The 16,087-nt window shown below is 64.2% G+C and carries 9 protein-coding genes, 5 tRNA genes and 1 pseudogene; 6 read left to right on the forward strand and 9 right to left on the reverse strand.

All coding sequences use genetic code 11. The annotated features are described in order from the left end of the window. The first annotated feature begins 200 nt into the window (after positions 1–200). A pseudogene (locus tag A7D16_RS24335) lies at positions 201–471 on the forward strand (hypothetical protein). A gap of 271 nt (positions 472–742) precedes the next feature. On the opposite strand, the gene A7D16_RS13710 reads toward A7D16_RS24335, so the two are convergent. Together A7D16_RS13710 and A7D16_RS13715 are read right to left on the reverse strand one after the other, a co-directional pair. Then, positions 743–4,135, reverse strand: a complete 3,393-nt coding sequence (locus tag A7D16_RS13710; protein ID WP_064633599.1) for a PAS domain S-box protein — start codon at positions 4,133–4,135, stop codon at positions 743–745. Between the two features lie 213 nt (positions 4,136–4,348). Then, complete coding sequence (locus tag A7D16_RS13715; protein ID WP_064633601.1) at positions 4,349–4,729, reverse strand: response regulator; 381 nt, start codon at positions 4,727–4,729, stop codon at positions 4,349–4,351. Between the two features lie 138 nt (positions 4,730–4,867). Here A7D16_RS13715 and A7D16_RS13720 point away from each other — a divergent pair. Together A7D16_RS13720 and A7D16_RS23755 are read left to right on the forward strand one after the other, a co-directional pair. After that, positions 4,868–4,954 (forward strand) — tRNA-Leu (locus tag A7D16_RS13720). A 394-nt stretch (positions 4,955–5,348) separates the two neighbouring features. Further along, positions 5,349–5,525, forward strand: a complete 177-nt coding sequence (locus A7D16_RS23755; protein ID WP_064633628.1) for a hypothetical protein — start codon at positions 5,349–5,351, stop codon at positions 5,523–5,525. A gap of 286 nt (positions 5,526–5,811) precedes the next feature. Here the strand turns inward: A7D16_RS23755 and A7D16_RS13730 are convergent. The 6 genes from A7D16_RS13730 to A7D16_RS13755 all read right to left on the reverse strand — a co-directional run bounded on the left by A7D16_RS13730 (position 5,812) and on the right by A7D16_RS13755 (position 7,877). Beyond that, positions 5,812–5,887: transfer RNA gene (locus A7D16_RS13730), tRNA-Glu, on the reverse strand. Positions 5,888–5,934: 47 nt separating this feature from the next. Beyond that, a tRNA-Ala gene (locus A7D16_RS13735) sits at positions 5,935–6,010 on the reverse strand. Between the two features lie 704 nt (positions 6,011–6,714). After that, a tRNA-Glu gene (locus A7D16_RS13740) sits at positions 6,715–6,790 on the reverse strand. Between the two features lie 47 nt (positions 6,791–6,837). Beyond that, positions 6,838–6,913 (reverse strand) — tRNA-Ala (locus A7D16_RS13745). Between the two features lie 92 nt (positions 6,914–7,005). Then, on the reverse strand, positions 7,006–7,467 hold the full coding sequence (locus tag A7D16_RS13750) for a c-type cytochrome (RefSeq protein WP_064633603.1): 462 nt from the start codon (positions 7,465–7,467) through the stop codon (positions 7,006–7,008). 8 nt (positions 7,468–7,475) lie between these two features. Beyond that, positions 7,476–7,877, reverse strand: coding sequence for a c-type cytochrome (locus A7D16_RS13755; RefSeq protein WP_064633606.1), 402 nt, complete (start codon positions 7,875–7,877; stop codon positions 7,476–7,478). A 204-nt stretch (positions 7,878–8,081) separates the two neighbouring features. Between A7D16_RS13755 and A7D16_RS13760 the strand changes: the two genes are divergently transcribed. From A7D16_RS13760 to A7D16_RS13770, 3 genes are read left to right on the forward strand one after another with little or no spacing between them, the layout of a single operon-like run. After that, positions 8,082–9,215, forward strand: coding sequence for an efflux RND transporter periplasmic adaptor subunit (locus tag A7D16_RS13760; protein WP_064633608.1), 1,134 nt, complete (start codon positions 8,082–8,084; stop codon positions 9,213–9,215). After that, on the forward strand, positions 9,212–12,721 hold the full coding sequence (locus A7D16_RS13765; protein WP_064633610.1) for an efflux RND transporter permease subunit: 3,510 nt from the start codon (positions 9,212–9,214) through the stop codon (positions 12,719–12,721). The genes A7D16_RS13760 and A7D16_RS13765 overlap by 4 nt, the downstream gene beginning before the upstream one ends. Beyond that, complete coding sequence (locus tag A7D16_RS13770; RefSeq protein WP_064633612.1) at positions 12,718–15,804, forward strand: efflux RND transporter permease subunit; 3,087 nt, start codon at positions 12,718–12,720, stop codon at positions 15,802–15,804. The genes A7D16_RS13765 and A7D16_RS13770 overlap by 4 nt, the downstream gene beginning before the upstream one ends. A gap of 77 nt (positions 15,805–15,881) precedes the next feature. Here the strand turns inward: A7D16_RS13770 and A7D16_RS13775 are convergent. Continuing rightward, on the reverse strand, positions 15,882–16,087 hold a 206-nt coding region (locus A7D16_RS13775; RefSeq protein WP_153043120.1), incomplete at its 5' end, for a transposase.

Genomic DNA, 16,087 nt, shown 5'->3' on the forward strand with positions numbered 1-16,087 from the left:
TGGCTGGGTCGGTTGGATAGATCTTCGCGCTGGGAGTGTCTGTGGCTTGAGTGCGATGTCGTTGACGGCCGCTTGTGACGGCGCGCCTGGCGAGTAACTCTGGCCGGATTGTTTGATTGCGCATGTCGGCCAGCGTCCTGGGATGATCTGCGAGTTTCCGCAGGGCCCTTGCCCGCCCACCATCGCGGGACACGCCGTGAATCCGTCCCTGGAGGCTCTGGCGCGGCATCCATGCCGCTCAAGGTCCCGCGACGGTGAGCGGGCAAGGACCAGTTGTGATGGTCGGTGCGCAAGGTTTTCAACAAGCGACAGGCAACCGGCAACCTAGTAGCGCGGCGTCCTCAGTTCATCAATAAAACCACCGGCAAACTGTCAGGTGCGGTGTCCTTGCCGATTGCGGGACCGTTGGCGGCATGGATGCCGCCATCGAGCCCCCATGGACGGGTTAACGGCGTGTCCCGCGAGCGGTGAGGGCACCGCGCACTCGACGTCTTTGCGTTTGCTGCAGGGCCCTTGCGCGCCCACCATCGCGGGACACGCTGCAAGTACGTCCTTGTAGCTCTGGCGTGGCATCCATGCCGCTCAAGGTCCCGCGACGGTGGGCGCGCAAGCACCAATCGAGGTGGTCGGCGTGCATGGTTTTCAACGAGCAACCGGCAAGCCGAGACACGCTCCCGATGCAGCCAGACATCGTCGGTGCGCAGATCAGTGGCGAAGTTATCCGCCAAGCCACGCGCCAGCGCTATTCCACCGTAGTCCGTGGCGTGCGCGTCGGCAGGATCAAGCGTTCGATCAGATCGACCAGGCCGGGTGGTTCCACCGGTTTGCCCATGTGCGCATCGAACCCGGCCACCACCGCGCGGTCGCGGTCTTCTTCGCGGACATAGGCGGTGAGTGCGATGGCGGGAATATGCCGCGGCAGATCGGCGCGGCCCGAACGTACGGTGCGAATCAAGTCATAGCCATCGCGCGATGGCATGGCGATGTCACTAACCAATACATCGAAGTGCGCATCCGCCAGACACTGCTCGGCCGCGTCCACCGACCCGGCAGCCTGCACCTTTGCCCCGGCGAGCGTCAGGAAATGCATCACCGCTTCGCGTGAATCCTGATCGTCGTCGACCAGCAACAGGCGCACGCCATCCAGGCGGCCATGGCAATTGTCCGGCAACAGCCCCACGTGCGCGGTGTCTGCCGATGAAGGACGCAGCTCGCTGACCCCGTGCTGGAACGGCAACACGATGGTGAACGTCGCACCCTGGCCTTCGCCTGCGCTGGACGCACCCAGGCTGCCGCCATGCAGGTCCACCAACTGACGCGAGATCGACAAGCCCAACCCCAGGCCGCCGACACGGCGGGTGGTGCCGGCATCGGCCTGCCGGAAACGGTCGAAGACATGCGGCAGGAAATCGGCCGCGATGCCGATGCCGGTGTCCTGGACGCACAGGCGCAAACGCTCGTCTTCGATATCCATCGCAACGCGCACCGTCCCGCCGGCGGCAGTGAACTTGAGCGCATTGCTGAGCAGGTTGGTCAGCACCTGTTGCAGTCGCCCGGCATCGCCGAAGAACCACAACTCGCCGTCGCACGGCGCGTCCAGCTCCAGCGCAATCTCGCGCGCCAACGCGGTCGGTTGCATCAGTTCCAGCGTGCTGCGCACCAAGCCGGCGATGTCGAAATGCTCGGCTTGCAGCCGGATCTTGCCCGACAGGATCGCGCTCATGTCCAGCAGGTCGTCGATGATCTGCGTTTGCGCGCGCGCACTGCGTTCGATGATCACCAGGCCTCGGCCCAGATTGGCCGGTTCGGCCACGTCCGATTGCATCAACCGCGACCAACCCAGAATCGCGTTGAGCGGCGTGCGCAATTCGTGGCTCAGCGTTGCCAGGAATTCGTCCTTGACCCGGCTGGCATGCTCGGCTTGCGCGCGGGCGGCAGTTTCTGCCTGTAACGACAACTTGAGCTTGGCATCCACGCGGGTGCGCTCGATCACGATGCCGGCCAGATGCGAGGCCGAGCGCGCCATTGCCTGTTCGCGTAACGATGGCAGGTGAGGGCGGTCGTAGTAGATGTTGAGCGTGCCAAGCACCTGCCCATTGCTGGCCAGGATCGGGGTGACGCAGCACGCCGCAATGCCCATCGCCGCCGAAATCGCGTGGTGGCTGCTGAAACTCGCATCGGCCTGGATATCCGCACAGATCACCTGGCGGCCAAGATGCGCCGAGCGCGCGCACGGCGGGCCGTCGAGTCCGATCGGCGATGGCTCGAAATGCCCGCGGTATCCGTTCGGAAAGTGCGGGGCCGAGCCGAAGCTCAAGGTATGACGGACCTCATCGCGCACCATCACCGAGCAGCACAACGGGATTTCCCCGCGCGCCTCCACGCTCAATGCAATCGCATCCAGCACCACCGGCAGCGGCGCACCGGTGGTGATCAGGCTCAGGATCGCGCGGTCGGAGGCAGTGGCATCTTCGATGTGCTTGCGTTCGGAGATGTCGGTGAGCGAGCCGATGTGTCCCAGAAAACGGCCGTCGCTGGCGAAGTGTGGCGACGCGGTGTCGATGCACCAGCGATACTGCCCGTCGTGCCGGCGCACACGGTATTCGGCAAGAAATTCGCCGCGTTGATTGAGCGCCTGTTCGAAGGCCTGCCGGACGCGTGCTGCATCGTCGGGATGCATCACATCCCACCAGCCCTGATCCAGGGCCTGGTCTTCGCCCTGGCCGGTGAAGTGGTACCAACGCGGATTCCAGTACACGCAATCGCCCTGCGCATCGGCCATCCAGATCATCGCCGGCACCGTTTCGCAGAGCGCACGGAAGCGCGCCTCACTCTCGCGCAACTGCTGCTCGAACGTGCGCCGGTCGTGGATATCGGTGTAGGTGCCGATCCACTCGCTGATGCTGCCGTCGTCACCACGCACCGGCAGCGCGCGCGCCAGGTGCCAGCGCGACTGGCTGTCGTGACGCAGCAGCTCGCATTCCACTTCGAACGCACGCTCGCCATTCAATGCCAGTGCCCACGCCTGCGCGGACAGGCGCAGCCCATCGGCGGTGTGCGCCCGGTGCCAGGCGGCGTCTTCGTTGTTGGAAGGATCCAGACCGGTGTACTCGTACCAGCGCTGGTTGAAGTAGTGCGGCCGTCCGTCCGGATCGGCAATGAAGATGATCTGCGGCAGCGTATTGGCAAGGCGACGCAGGCGCGCTTCGTTGGCTGCCAGTTGCTGCTGTGCCTTGGCGCGTTGCATCGACTCCCAGCAACGCGCCGCCACCAACCGCACCAGTTCGATCTCGGTAGACAGCCAACGCCGTGGTGCACGCTGATGCACGCCGATCGCTGCCACCAGGCGGCCGTGCTTGTGCAACGGAATGGCCAGCGAGGCACGCAAGCCGGAGCGGCGATACTGCTCGGCCACATAGTCCGGCGCACCCGGCGCCATCGCGTCGGAAGTGAACCAGGGCCGGTTTTCCAGCAGCGCGTCGCGCAGGCCCTGCGCCGCTTCCAGCGGGAAATCGCCTTGCAGGCTCGGCATGTCCTGTACATGGTCGCTGATCACATGCATGGTGCTGCCATCGGCAGCGACCAGGCCGAACGCGCAGCGGTTGGCGCGCAGGTGCTCGCCGAGCAGTCGCACGCTGGCGTCGATGATTTGCCGCGGATCGGAAACATGCTGCAGTTCGTCTTCCAGCATCAACAGGAAACTGTCGCGACCTGCGTGACGGCGTTGCTCACTGACATCGCAGATTGACGCCGCAGTGGCCACATACAACGCGCCCAACCGTTCGCCATCCTGCAGCACCGGGCTGGACGACCAGGTCGTCAGGTCCAGCGCCGCGCTGTCGGCAGGCGTTCCATTGCCCGTGGACGCATCGGTCAAGGCTGCCAGCGGCTGCCCGAAGGCGGCCGGGTGACGCTGCCCCAGCAGCGCAATGCAGGCGTCGTTGTAAACGCAGCGAGCCTCGCTACCCCACACCAGCAGCATGGGGGCCTGCGCATGCAGGCAAACCGACAGTGTGGTGCGCAGTGCGGTGCTCTGGCGCAGCAGTGCGTCCGCATGCGCGCACGCGAGCAGTAAAGCTGCAGTTTCGCTCGTCTCCGGTAACAAACCGGCCAGCGGCGACACGGCGATATCCATCCAGCGCCCCGACCGTCATTGTTCGATAGTCGATTCTAGTAGCACCGTGCAGGCAACGGCGGCCTCGAGTGACTGGCGATTCAGCCAACAGGCTGCCCGCGCAGGCGATCGCTGTGGGTCGAGAGCCGGCGACAGAGTCGCGACGAGAGAACGGACATGTCGGCTCGGCGAGCCGCCGCATCAGTGGGCGGCCACTGAACAGGTGACGTGTGCCTAGCTGGCGGCGCCGCTCAACTGTCGCGCCCTGGACAATGCACCGACCAGTTCTTCGGACAGGTAGGGCTTGGTCAGGATCACACCGCGTTCGAAACCGCTGGGGATGCTGCCACTGGCGACGCCGGTGGCCAGCACAAACGGAATGCCGCGTTCCGACAACAGGCGCGCAACCGGTTCGCTGGTTTCGCCATTGCCCAGGCGGTAGTCCAGTACTGCAATATCCGGTGCGTCGGCGTTGATCAACTGCAGGGCGTCCTGCACTTCGCCGACCGGGCCCACGACGGCCGCACCCGCCTGGACAAGCTGCAAGTCGAGCAGCATGGCATTCATGTCATCGTTTTCGACCACGAGTACCCGAACTCCACGCAACACCGACATTGCTTACTCCTTCACCAAGTCGGCCAGTATATCGGGACTGTCCGGACGCAGCGCTGCCGACCCCGCTTGTACCTGAATTCGTCAGGCGCTTACTGACACTGTTCGTTTCAACAACAAGTCGCTATACTGCGCGGCCACGCCGAAGTGGCGGAATCGGTAGACGCAGCGGACTCAAAATCCGCCGCCCTTAAAAGCGTGTGGGTTCGAGTCCCACCTTCGGCACCAAGTTGTTGCAGTACCAGCGAAAGCCCTTCTGGAGACATCCGGTGGGGCTTTTTGCTGTGTATCGCTTTGGCAGGAAGAAGCTGGGTCTCGGTTGGCACCGTCGCGATGCACGGTCGCAGTACATCCGTGAGCGGTTGCCGTTTGGCAGTGGTCAGGGCAGGGCGCTGGTCTGCGGTGAGTGCCTTGCGCGCTTGCGTCAAGATTGGATCGCTCCGCGAAACCCGTCTGCATGGAGCGAATGCATGCGTGCTCAGCTTTCTCTATCGACATGCAGTTACGCGGATGGCTCTTTACGCGGACGCCACGCAGTGCGCAGGCAACGGATGACGTTGCAGGCACGCAACCATCACGTCGCGTGCGTACCTTGGAGTTCTCTTTTCAGCAGGTGGCCACCATGGATTTCGATTCTTCGCAGCAGCTGCGCATCCTGCGCGACATCCACGACACCAAGCCGGTGGCGGACGAAGAAGGCAATTGGGCTGTCCGTGCCGGCTACGCAACGCAGGCCGAAGATGGCGACATCGACCTGACGCATGAAGGCCGCAAGGCGCTGGATAGCGGACAAGCCTGAGATTGCGCGCGGCGCGCGCCAAGGCGCGGCTGCGCGAATCGGGTAGGTCTTGGCTGTGAGCGGAGGGCATTGACTGCGCCGCCGCTTGTGCGTCATGTCGCTTACTGCCTGCGCGCGGGCGACGCCAGAGTGCTGCCTGGTTGGCAGTGCAATGCGAGCCAACGGTGCCTTCGATACAGCGCTTGTTGCACGCGTGCGACTCCAGCATGCAATCGCCACATAACGCATCCAAGGCTGAAGCGCAGGCAAAAAAAAAGCCCCGGCAGTGCCGGGGCTTTCAGATGATTGGCGTCCCCACGGGGATTCGAACCCCGGTGTCCACCGTGAAAGGGTGGTGTCCTAGGCCTCTAGACGATGGGGACGCGTCTCAAAACCTCGTTGACCATTTCAGACGGCCTAATGTCTGAAGTGGTGGAGCCAGGCGGGATCGAACCGCCGACCTCCTGCATGCCATGCAGGCGCTCTCCCAGCTGAGCTATGGCCCCGCGTTGCTGCGAGCCGGTAATCATAGCGACATCTTCCGGTCATGGGAAGTGGTCTGCGCGAAAAAGTTGTGCGCGGCGATTTATCCGTGGGCAAACCGTCATGCGGCGCGTCTGGAGCGCATCGGTCAACCGTAGGCCTATGCGCGCCGGCTACAACTTGCATCCGGCGGCGACCGGCTAGATGCATCGAATGCTTCACCGTCGATTGCCTGCGTGCATCGATGTCTGCTCGATGTCGAGCGCCTGCATCGGTCCATCAGGTTGCCGCTACGTTTGCGGCACGTTGGTCCGTGAGTGCGTCGCGTTTTGCGAGCTCTCCAATCGGCGTGTTCGTGCAGCACGGTCGTCGCACGCGTCGTGCTTACAGAGTGCAACCGATGTGTGATCGGCGGCCGCACGCCAGTAGCCGCGATGGCATTACCAATGAGGCTTCTCGCGTCGAAAAGCTTGGTAGGCCGCGAGCGTGCATGACCCTGCAAAGCGCATCGCGCTCATGGCGCGTGGCTGGCACCAGCAACTCCGGCGCCGCGTCTGCGTACGCGAGCCAATGTCAGCTCAGGGATTCGCAAAGAGATGTTGAGGTGGTTGCAAAACGCGTCACGCCAGGCGGCCAGGAAGTCTGACCCCCGTACATTCGACACAGTCGATTTCGGCCTGAAAACAGGCAAAAAAAAGCCCCGGCGACGCCAGGGCTTTCAGATGATTGGCGTCCCCACGGGGATTCGAACCCCGGTGTCCACCGTGAAAGGGTGGTGTCCTAGGCCTCTAGACGATGGGGACGCAGATCAAAACCCGAGTTGTCAATTCAGACGGCCTAGTGTCTGAAGTGGTGGAGCCAGGCGGGATCGAACCGCCGACCTCCTGCATGCCATGCAGGCGCTCTCCCAGCTGAGCTATGGCCCCACGAAACTGAGAACGAAATCATAGCGGCCTATTAATGTTCGCGCAAGCGCTTTTTCATTCCGAATTAGACCGGCGCGGTGTGTGCCGGCGGCTCAATTGACACCATGCAGATCGCGCAACTGCGTCTGCCGTGCACCGAAGTATGCCGCCAGGTCGGCAATGTCCTGGTCGCTTAGCGCAGTGGCCTGCGCGGTCATCAGCGGGTGCTGACGATCGCCGCTGCGGTACGCCTGCAGTGCATGCGCCAGGTAGTCGCCGTACTGGCCGCCCAGTTTCGGGTAGCTGGGATCGATCGGCGCATTGCCGTCGGCGCCATGGCAATCCACGCAGCTCTGGCCGGTGGCCTTGCCTTTGGCGTGCGCGAGCTTGTCGCCGGCGTCGGCGCGACCGGTGGGCAGCCCGGCAGAAGAGCCGGAGCCGTGTTCGCCGCTCGCATGCCCGGCATCGCCAGCGGAGTGATCGGTGGACTCGACCTGGGATTGGGAACAGGCCGCCATCATCAGGGCAGCGACCAGGGCGATGGCTAGACGCGGAGCGTGCAGGGCGTTCGGCATGTGGGCGCTTACTTGAGGGTGGACAGGAAGGCGGAGATGTCGGCGATGTCCTGCTCGGAGAAACTCTGCGCCTGCGCCTGCATGGTGGGGTGTTTACGCTTGCCCTGGCGGTATTCGGTCAGCGCCTGGGTCAGGTACTGACTGGACTGGCCGCCGATCTTGGGCACGCGGTAACTGGGATAGGCGTTCTTGTAGCCGGTCACGCCGTGGCAGCCCTGGCAGGTATACGCCAGCAAGCGGCCATTGGAGGGATTACCAGTCGGTGCTGCCGGTGCTGTGGCAGCAGGTGCGGCGCCCGCAGGCGTAGGAGTGGCCGGGACTGCTGGCGTGACTGACGGTGTTGCTGATGCGCCCCCAAACGGCAGGAAGACGACCAGAGCGAGACAAGCGGCGAGCGGCTGCGGGCGCATGGTTTCGTATCCGGGAGACTGATTGAGCGTCCGCACGTGGGGGCGTGACGGGACCGGAACGAGTATGCCTGCGATTTGGCGCGGCGCAAACGGGGTGAATAGGCGAACTTGAACGGACCATGACCTTTGGCGCATTGGCCCCATGCCTTTCTAGGTGGTCTACTTGCCTACAACACCTGTTCACGCATCCACTAGGACACAACGATGTCGCCACTCTCCTTTTTGCCGGGCTGCAGCGGAACCTGCGCCGCCGCATTGTTGATCACCACGAGCCTGCTGCTGGGCGGTTGCAAGGCAGGAGATGGCGAGGCCACGGCCGCCGAAGAAAAGAAGGCGGTGGATGCGGTGCCGGTGGAAATCGCCAAGGCGGCGCGCCGCGCGGTGGCCGCCAGTTACACCGGCACCGCAGCGCTGGAGCCGCGCGCCGAAGCGCAGGTGGTGGCCAAGACCTCGGGCGTTGCGCTGTCGGTGATGGTGGAAGAAGGTCAAAAAGTCTCGGCAGGCCAGGCACTGGTGCGGCTGGATCCCGATCGCGCGCATCTGGCGGTGGCACAGAGCGAGGCGCAACTGCGCAAGCTGGAAAACAGCTATCGCCGCGCCACGCAATTGGTCGGCCAGCAACTGGTGAGCGCAGCGGATGTGGACCAGCTCAAGTTCGATGTCGAGAACAGCCGTGCGCAGCATCGGCTTGCGTCGCTGGAACTTTCGTACACCACGGTGCAGGCGCCGATTTCCGGCGTGATCGCATCGCGTTCGATCAAGACCGGCAACTTCGTGCAGATCAACACGCCGATCTTTCGCATCGTCGACGATGCGCAGCTGGAAGCCACGCTCAATGTGCCCGAGCGCGAACTGGCCACACTCAAATCCGGTCAGCCGGTGACCTTGCTGGCCGATGCCTTGCCCGGTCAGCAGTTCATCGGCAAGGTCGACCGCATTGCGCCGGTGGTGGATTCGGGCAGCGGTACCTTCCGGGTGATCTGTGCGTTCGGCCAGGGCGCCGAAGCGCTGCAGCCGGGCATGTTCGGGCGCATCCGTATCGACTACGACCAGCGCAAGGACGCGTTGGTGATCCCGCGCCTGGCGCTGCTGGACGATGGCGAGCCGGCAGTGTTCGTGGTGCGTAACGGCAAGGCCAGCCGGGTGCCGGTGAAACTCGGCTATGCCGAAGGCCCGTGGCTGGAAGTGCGGCAAGGGCTGAAGGAAGGCGACCAGGTGGTGACCGCCGGCAAGGTGGCGCTGCGCGATGGCACTGCGGTGCAGGTCATCGGCCAGCCCGACCGCAAGCCGGTGGCGGCTGCGGCGCCGGCAACCGGCAGCGACGGGAAGCGCTCATGAGCGATCACGGCAACCCGCACGGACCCGTGCACGACCCGCATGCGCCATTGCCCGGCGGTGGCGGGCTGGTGGTCTTCGCCACACGACGGCGGGTGACCATCGCGATGATCACCGTGACCATGCTGTTGTTCGGCCTGATCGCACTGCGCAGCCTCAAGGTCAATCTGCTGCCGGACCTGAGCTATCCAACGCTCACCGTGCGCAGCGAATATACCGGTGCGGCGCCGGCGGAAATCGAAACGCTGGTGACCGAGCCGGTGGAAGAAGCCGTCGGTGTGGTCAAGAACCTGCGCAAGCTCAAGTCGATCTCGCGCACCGGGCAGAGCGACGTGGTGCTGGAATTCGCCTGGGGCACCAACATGGACCAGGCCAGCCTGGAAGTGCGCGACAAGATGGAAGCCTTGTCGCTGCCGCTGGAAACCAAGCCGCCGGTGTTGCTGCGCTTCAATCCTTCCACCGAGCCGATCATGCGGCTGGCGTTGTCGCCCAAACAGGCGCCGGCCTCGGACGCCGATGCGATCCGCCAGCTCACCGGGCTGCGTCGTTACGCCGATGAAGATCTGAAGAAGAAACTTGAACCCGTGGCGGGCGTGGCCGCGGTCAAGGTCGGTGGCGGGCTGGAAGACGAGATCCAGGTCGATATCGATCAGCAAAAACTCGCACAGCTCAACCTGCCGATCGACAACGTGATCACCCGGCTCAAGGAGGAGAACGTCAATATCTCCGGCGGCCGGCTGGAAGAAGGCTCGCAACGTTATCTGGTGCGCACGGTCAACCAGTTCGTGGATCTGGACGAGATCCGCAACATGCTGGTGACCACGCAGAGCAGCAGCGGCAGCGCAGCCGAAGCGGCGATGCAGCAAATGTATGCCATTGCAGCGTCCACCGGCTCGCAGGCCGCGCTTGCAGCTGCAGCCGAAGTGCAGAGCACCTCGTCGGCGTCCAGCAGCAGCATTGCCGGCGGCATGCCGGTGCGGCTCAAGGACGTGGCGCAGGTGCGACAGGGCTACAAGGAGCGCGAGGCGATCATCCGCCTGGGCGGCAAGGAAGCGGTGGAGCTGGCGATCTACAAGGAAGGCGACGCCAATACCGTGTCCACCGCCGCCGCGCTGCGCAAGCGCCTGGAGCAACTCAAGGCGACGGTGCCGGGCGATGTGGAGATCACCACCATCGAAGACCAGTCGCACTTCATCGAACACGCGATCAGCGATGTCAAAAAAGATGCGGTGATCGGCGGCGTGCTGGCGATCCTGATCATCTTCCTGTTCCTGCGCGATGGCTGGAGCACCTTCGTGATCAGCCTGTCGTTGCCGGTGTCGATCATCACCACGTTTTTCTTCATGGGCCAGTTGGGACTGAGCCTCAACGTGATGTCGCTGGGCGGGCTGGCGTTGGCTACCGGCCTGGTGGTGGACGACTCGATCGTGGTGCTGGAGAGCATTGCCAAGGCGCGCGAACGCGGCTTGAGCGTGCTGGACGCGGCCATCGCCGGTACCCGCGAAGTCAGCATGGCGGTGATGGCCTCCACGCTGACCACCATTGCGGTGTTCCTGCCGCTGGTGTTCGTGGAAGGCATTGCCGGGCAGTTGTTCCGTGACCAGGCGTTGACGGTGGCGATTGCGATCGCGATCTCGCTGGTGGTGTCGATGACGTTGATCCCGATGCTGAGTTCGCTCAAGGGCGCGCCACCGATGGCGTTCCCGGAGGAGCCGAGCCACCCGCAGTGGCAGCCGGAGCAACGCTGGCTCAAGCCGGTGGCCGCCGGGCGGCGCGGCGCGGGGGCAAGCGTGCGTTACGCGTTCTTCGGCGCGGCGTGGGCGGTGGTCAAACTGTGGCGTGGCATTGCGCGGGTGGTGGGGCCGGTGATGCGCAAGGCCAGCGACCTGGCGATGGCGCCGTATGGGCGTGCCGAGCGTGGTTATCTGGCGATGTTGCCGGCGGCCTTGAGGCGTCCTGGCCTGGTGCTGGGTCTGGCAGCGGCCGCGTTTATCGGCACGCTGTTTCTGGTGCCGATGCTGGGTGCGGATCTGATTCCGCAGCTGGCGCAGGATCGCTTCGAAATGACGGTCAAGCTGCCCTCGGGCACGCCGCTGGCGCAGACCGATACGCTGGTGCGCGAGCTGCAGCTGGCGCACGACAAGGACCCGGGCATCGCCTCGCTGTATGGCGTCAGCGGCAGCGGCACGCGTCTGGACGCCAACCCCACCGAGAGCGGCGAGAACATCGGCAAGCTCACCGTGGTGATGGTCGGTGGCGGTAGCCCGGCGGTGGAGGCGGCGGCGACGCAGCGGCTGCGCAGCAGCATGGTCGGCCACCCGGGTGCGCAGGTGGATTTCGCACGCCCGGCGTTGTTCAGTTTTTCCACGCCGCTGGAAGTGGAACTGCGCGGTCAGGATCTGGGCGAGCTGGAACGCGCCGGGCAAAAGTTGGCGGCGATGCTGCGCGCAAACGGCCACTACGCCGACGTCAAATCGACGGTGGAAGAGGGCTTTCCGGAAATCCAGATCCGCTTCGACCAGGAGCGCGCCGGTGCCCTGGGACTCACCACGCGGCAGATCGCCGATGTCATCGTCAAGAAGGTGCGCGGCGATGTGGCCACGCGCTACAGCTTCCGCGATCGCAAGATCGACGTGCTGGTGCGTGCGCAGCACAGCGACCGCGCCAGCGTGGATGCGATCCGCCAGCTGATCGTCAACCCGGGCAGCAGCCGGCCGGTGCGCCTGGCGGCAGTGGCCGAGGTGCTGGCGACCACCGGACCGAGCGAGATCCATCGCGCCGATCAGACCCGTGTGGCGATCGTGTCGGCCAGCCTGAAGGACATCGACCTGGGCGGTGCGGTGCGCGAAGTGGAGACGATGGTGCGCAAGGATCCGCTCGCTGCAGGCGTGGGCATGCATATCGGTGGGCAGGGCGAGGAGCTGGCGCAGTCGGTCAAGTCGCTGCTGTTCGCGTTCGGGCTGGCGATCTTTCTGGTCTATCTGGTGATGGCCTCGCAGTTCGAATCGCTGCTGCATCCGTTCGTCATCCTGTTCACCATTCCGCTGGCGATGGTGGGTGCAGTGCTGGCCTTGCTGATGACCGGCAAGCCGGTCTCGGTGGTGGTGTTCATCGGTTTGATCTTGCTGGTGGGGCTGGTGACCAAGAACGCGATCATCCTGATCGACAAGGTCAACCAGCTGCGCGAAGACGGCGTGCCCAAGCGCGAGGCCTTGATCGAAGGCGCACGCTCGCGCTTGCGGCCGATCATCATGACCACCTTGTGCACCTTGTTCGGGTTCCTGCCGCTGGCGGTGGCGATGGGCGAAGGCGCTGAAGTGCGCGCGCCGATGGCGATCACCGTGATCGGCGGATTGCTGGTCTCGACGTTGCTGACCTTGCTGGTGATCCCGGTGGTGTACGACCTGCTGGATCGCCGCGCCGATGCGTACTACCTGGAACGCGGCCGGCGCATGGCCGGGCAACGCGCGCAGGCGGCGGGCACTGCCGACGGACTGGAGGCGCTATGAGCGTTGCCGCCTTCAGCATCCGCCGGCCGGTCACCACCATCATGTGTTTCGTGTCGCTGGTGGTGGTGGGCTTGATCGCCGCGTTCCGGCTGCCGTTGGAGGCGCTGCCGGATATTTCTGCGCCATTCCTGTTCGTGCAATTGCCGTACACCGGCTCCACGCCGGATGAGGTGGAACGCAACCTGGTGCGTCCGGCCGAAGAAGCGTTGGCGACGATGACCGGCATCAAGCGCATGCGCTCCACCGCTACTGCCGACGGTGCGAACATCTTCATCGAATTCTCCGACTGGGACCGCGACATCGCCATTGCTGCATCCGATGCGCGCGAGCGGCTGGATGCGGTGCGCGACGATTTTCCGGAGGATCTGCAGCGTTTCCATGTTTTCAAATGGTCCAGCAGCGACGAGCCGGTGCTCAAGGTGCGCCTGGCCAGCCAGACCGATCTGACTGGCGCGTATGACATGCTCGACCGCGAGTTCAAGCGGCGCATCGAGCGCATCCCCGGCGTGGCCAAGGTGGAGATTTCCGGCGCGCCGCCGAACGAGGTCGAGATCGCAATCGCCCCGGACCGGCTCACCGCGCACGACCTCAGCCTCAACGACCTGAGCGAGCGGTTGAGCAAGCTCAATTTCTCGGTGTCTGCGGGCCAGATCGACGACAACGGCCAGCGCATCCGTGTGCAGCCGATCGGCGAACTGCGCGATCTGCAGGAACTGCGCGAGCTGGTGCTCAATGCCAAAGGCGTGCGCCTGGGCGACATCGCCGAGGTGCGGCTCAAGCCGACACGCATGAACTACGGGCGGCGCCTGGATGGGCGCCCGGCGATCGGTCTGGACGTCTACAAGGAGCGCAGCGCCAACCTGGTGGAGGTATCGAAAGCGGCGTTGAAAGAGGTCGAAGACATCCGCGCCCAGCCGGCGATGCGCGATGTGCAGGTCAAGGTGATCGACAACCAGGGCAAGGCGGTGACCTCGTCGCTGGCCGAACTGGCTGAGGCCGGGGCGGTAGGTCTGCTGTTGTCGATCACGGTGTTGTTTTTCTTCCTGCGGCATTGGCCATCGACGTTGATGGTGACGCTGGCGATCCCGATCTGCTTCGCCATCACCCTGGGTTTCATGTATTTCGTCGGCGTCACGCTCAACATCCTGACCATGATGGGCTTGCTGCTGGCAGTGGGCATGCTGGTGGACAACGCGGTGGTGGTGGTGGAAAGCATCTACCAGGAACGCGAGCGCATGCCCGGCCAACCGCAGCTGGCAGCGCTGCTGGGCACACGTAGTGTGGCCATCGCGCTCAGTGCCGGCACGTTGTGCCACTGCATCGTGTTCGTGCCGAACCTGTTCGGCGAAACCAACAACATCTCCATCTTCATGGCGCAGATTGCGATCACCATTTCGGTGTCGTTGCTGGCATCGTGGTTGGTGGCGATCAGCCTGATTCCGATGTTGTCGGCGCGCATGAAGACACCACCGATGGTGACCTCCGAGCGCGGCGTGATCGCGCGGCTGCAGCGCCGTTACGCGAAGATACTGGCGTGGACGTTGGCGCATCGCGGCTGGAGCGTGGCCGGCATCATTCTGGTGAGCGCGATCAGCCTGGTGCCGATGAAGCTGACCAAGATCGACATGTTCGGTGGCGACGGTGGCAACGAGGCCTTCATTCAGCACCAGTGGAAGGGCTCGTACACGCGCGAGCAGTTGGGCGAAGAGATCGGCCGGGTCGAAAATTATCTCGAAGCCAACCGCGCCAAATACCACATCACGCAGATCTACTCGTGGTTCAGCGAGGTGGAAGGCAGCAATACGGTGGTGACCTTCGATGCGAGCAAGGTCAAGGATCTGCCGCCGTTGCTGGAAAAAATCCGCAAGGAACTGCCGCGGTCTGCGCGTGCCGATTACAGCATCGGCAACCAGGGCGATGGTGGCAATGGCAATCAAGGCGTGCAGGTGCAGTTGGTCGGCGATTCGACCGATGCGTTGAAGGCACTCGCCGACGATGTGATTCCACTGCTGGCACAGCGCAAGGAGCTGCGCGACGTGCATGTGGATACCGGCGACCGGACCAGCGAGCTGGCAATTCGCGTCGACCGCGAACGCGCAGCCGCCTTCGGTTTCAGTGCCGAGCAAGTGGCCAGTTTCGTCGGGTTGGCGTTGCGCGGGACGCCGCTGCGCGAGTTCCGACGCGGCGACAACGAGGTGCCGGTGTGGGTGCGTTTTGCCGGCGCCGAGCAGAGCAAACCCGAAGACCTGGCCAGCTTCACGGTGCGCACCAAGGATGGCCGCAGCGTGCCGTTGCTGAGCCTGGTGGAGGTGCAGATCCGTCCGGCCGCTACCCAGATCGGGCGCACCAATCGGCAGACCACGTTGAGCATCAAGGCCAATCTCGCCGAAAAAGTCACCGTGCCCGAGGCGCGCGCCGCGATGGAAAAACCGCTCAAGGCGATGAGTTTCCCGGCCGGCTACAGCTACACCTTCGACGGCGGCGATTACCAGAACGATGGCGAGGCGATGGGCCAGATGGTGTTCAACCTGGTGATCGCGCTGGTGATGATCTACGTGGTGATGGCGGCGGTGTTCGAGTCGTTGCTGTTCCCGGCGGCGATCATGAGCGGGGTGCTGTTTTCGATCTTCGGTGTGTTCTGGCTGTTCTGGATCACCGGTACCTCGTTCGGGATCATGTCCTTCATCGGCATCCTGGTGTTGATGGGCGTGGTGGTGAACAACGGCATCGTGATGATCGAGCACATCAACAACCTGCGCCGCCGCGGCATGGGGCGCACGCAGGCGCTGGTGGAAGGCTCACGCGAGCGCTTGCGGCCGATCATGATGACCATGGGCACCGCGATCCTGGCGATGGTGCCTATCTCGCTGACCAGTACCACCATGTTCAGCGACGGCCCACCGTACTTCCCGATGGCGCGCGCCATCGCCGGCGGCCTGGCGTTTTCGACCGTGGTGAGCCTGCTGTTCCTGCCGACGATCTACGCCATTCTTGATGACATGAGCAACGGCGCAGCAGCGCTGGTGCGACGTGCGCGTGATGTGCCGAAGGCAACGCCATCGAACGCTGCGTTGGAGTCTTGAGCAACGCACCCAGCGAGACTCAACAAAACGTCATGCGCTTCCAAGCCCCTCTCCCGTCGGGAGAGCAACTGTCTTGATCAACTGGCGGCGCTAGCCGCCAGTTGATCTCGCATCTTGGCGTTGAGGATGACCAATAATTTGCGCATCGCCGCCACGAGGGCGACCTTGCCCGCTTTGCCCTGCGTGCGTAGCCGCTGGTAAAACTCGCGCAGGGCCGGGTTGAAGCGCACCGCCACCAGCGCCGCCATGTACAGCACTTGCCGCACGCAGGCGCGTCCTCCCC

This window comes from Xanthomonas nasturtii, from assembly GCF_001660815.1.
Lineage (GTDB): Bacteria > Pseudomonadota > Gammaproteobacteria > Xanthomonadales > Xanthomonadaceae > Xanthomonas > Xanthomonas nasturtii.

Coding starts and splice junctions, on each gene's coding strand:
- A7D16_RS13710 (WP_064633599.1), bottom strand. CDS start 4,135: ATGGATATCGCCGTGTCGCCGCTGGCCGGTTTGTTACCGGAGACGAGC.
- A7D16_RS13715 (WP_064633601.1), bottom strand. CDS start 4,729: ATGTCGGTGTTGCGTGGAGTTCGGGTACTCGTGGTCGAAAACGATGAC.
- A7D16_RS23755 (WP_064633628.1), top strand. CDS start 5,349: ATGGATTTCGATTCTTCGCAGCAGCTGCGCATCCTGCGCGACATCCAC.
- A7D16_RS13750 (WP_064633603.1), bottom strand. CDS start 7,467: ATGCCGAACGCCCTGCACGCTCCGCGTCTAGCCATCGCCCTGGTCGCT.
- A7D16_RS13755 (WP_064633606.1), bottom strand. CDS start 7,877: ATGCGCCCGCAGCCGCTCGCCGCTTGTCTCGCTCTGGTCGTCTTCCTG.
- A7D16_RS13760 (WP_064633608.1), top strand. CDS start 8,082: ATGTCGCCACTCTCCTTTTTGCCGGGCTGCAGCGGAACCTGCGCCGCC.
- A7D16_RS13765 (WP_064633610.1), top strand. CDS start 9,212: ATGAGCGATCACGGCAACCCGCACGGACCCGTGCACGACCCGCATGCG.
- A7D16_RS13770 (WP_064633612.1), top strand. CDS start 12,718: ATGAGCGTTGCCGCCTTCAGCATCCGCCGGCCGGTCACCACCATCATG.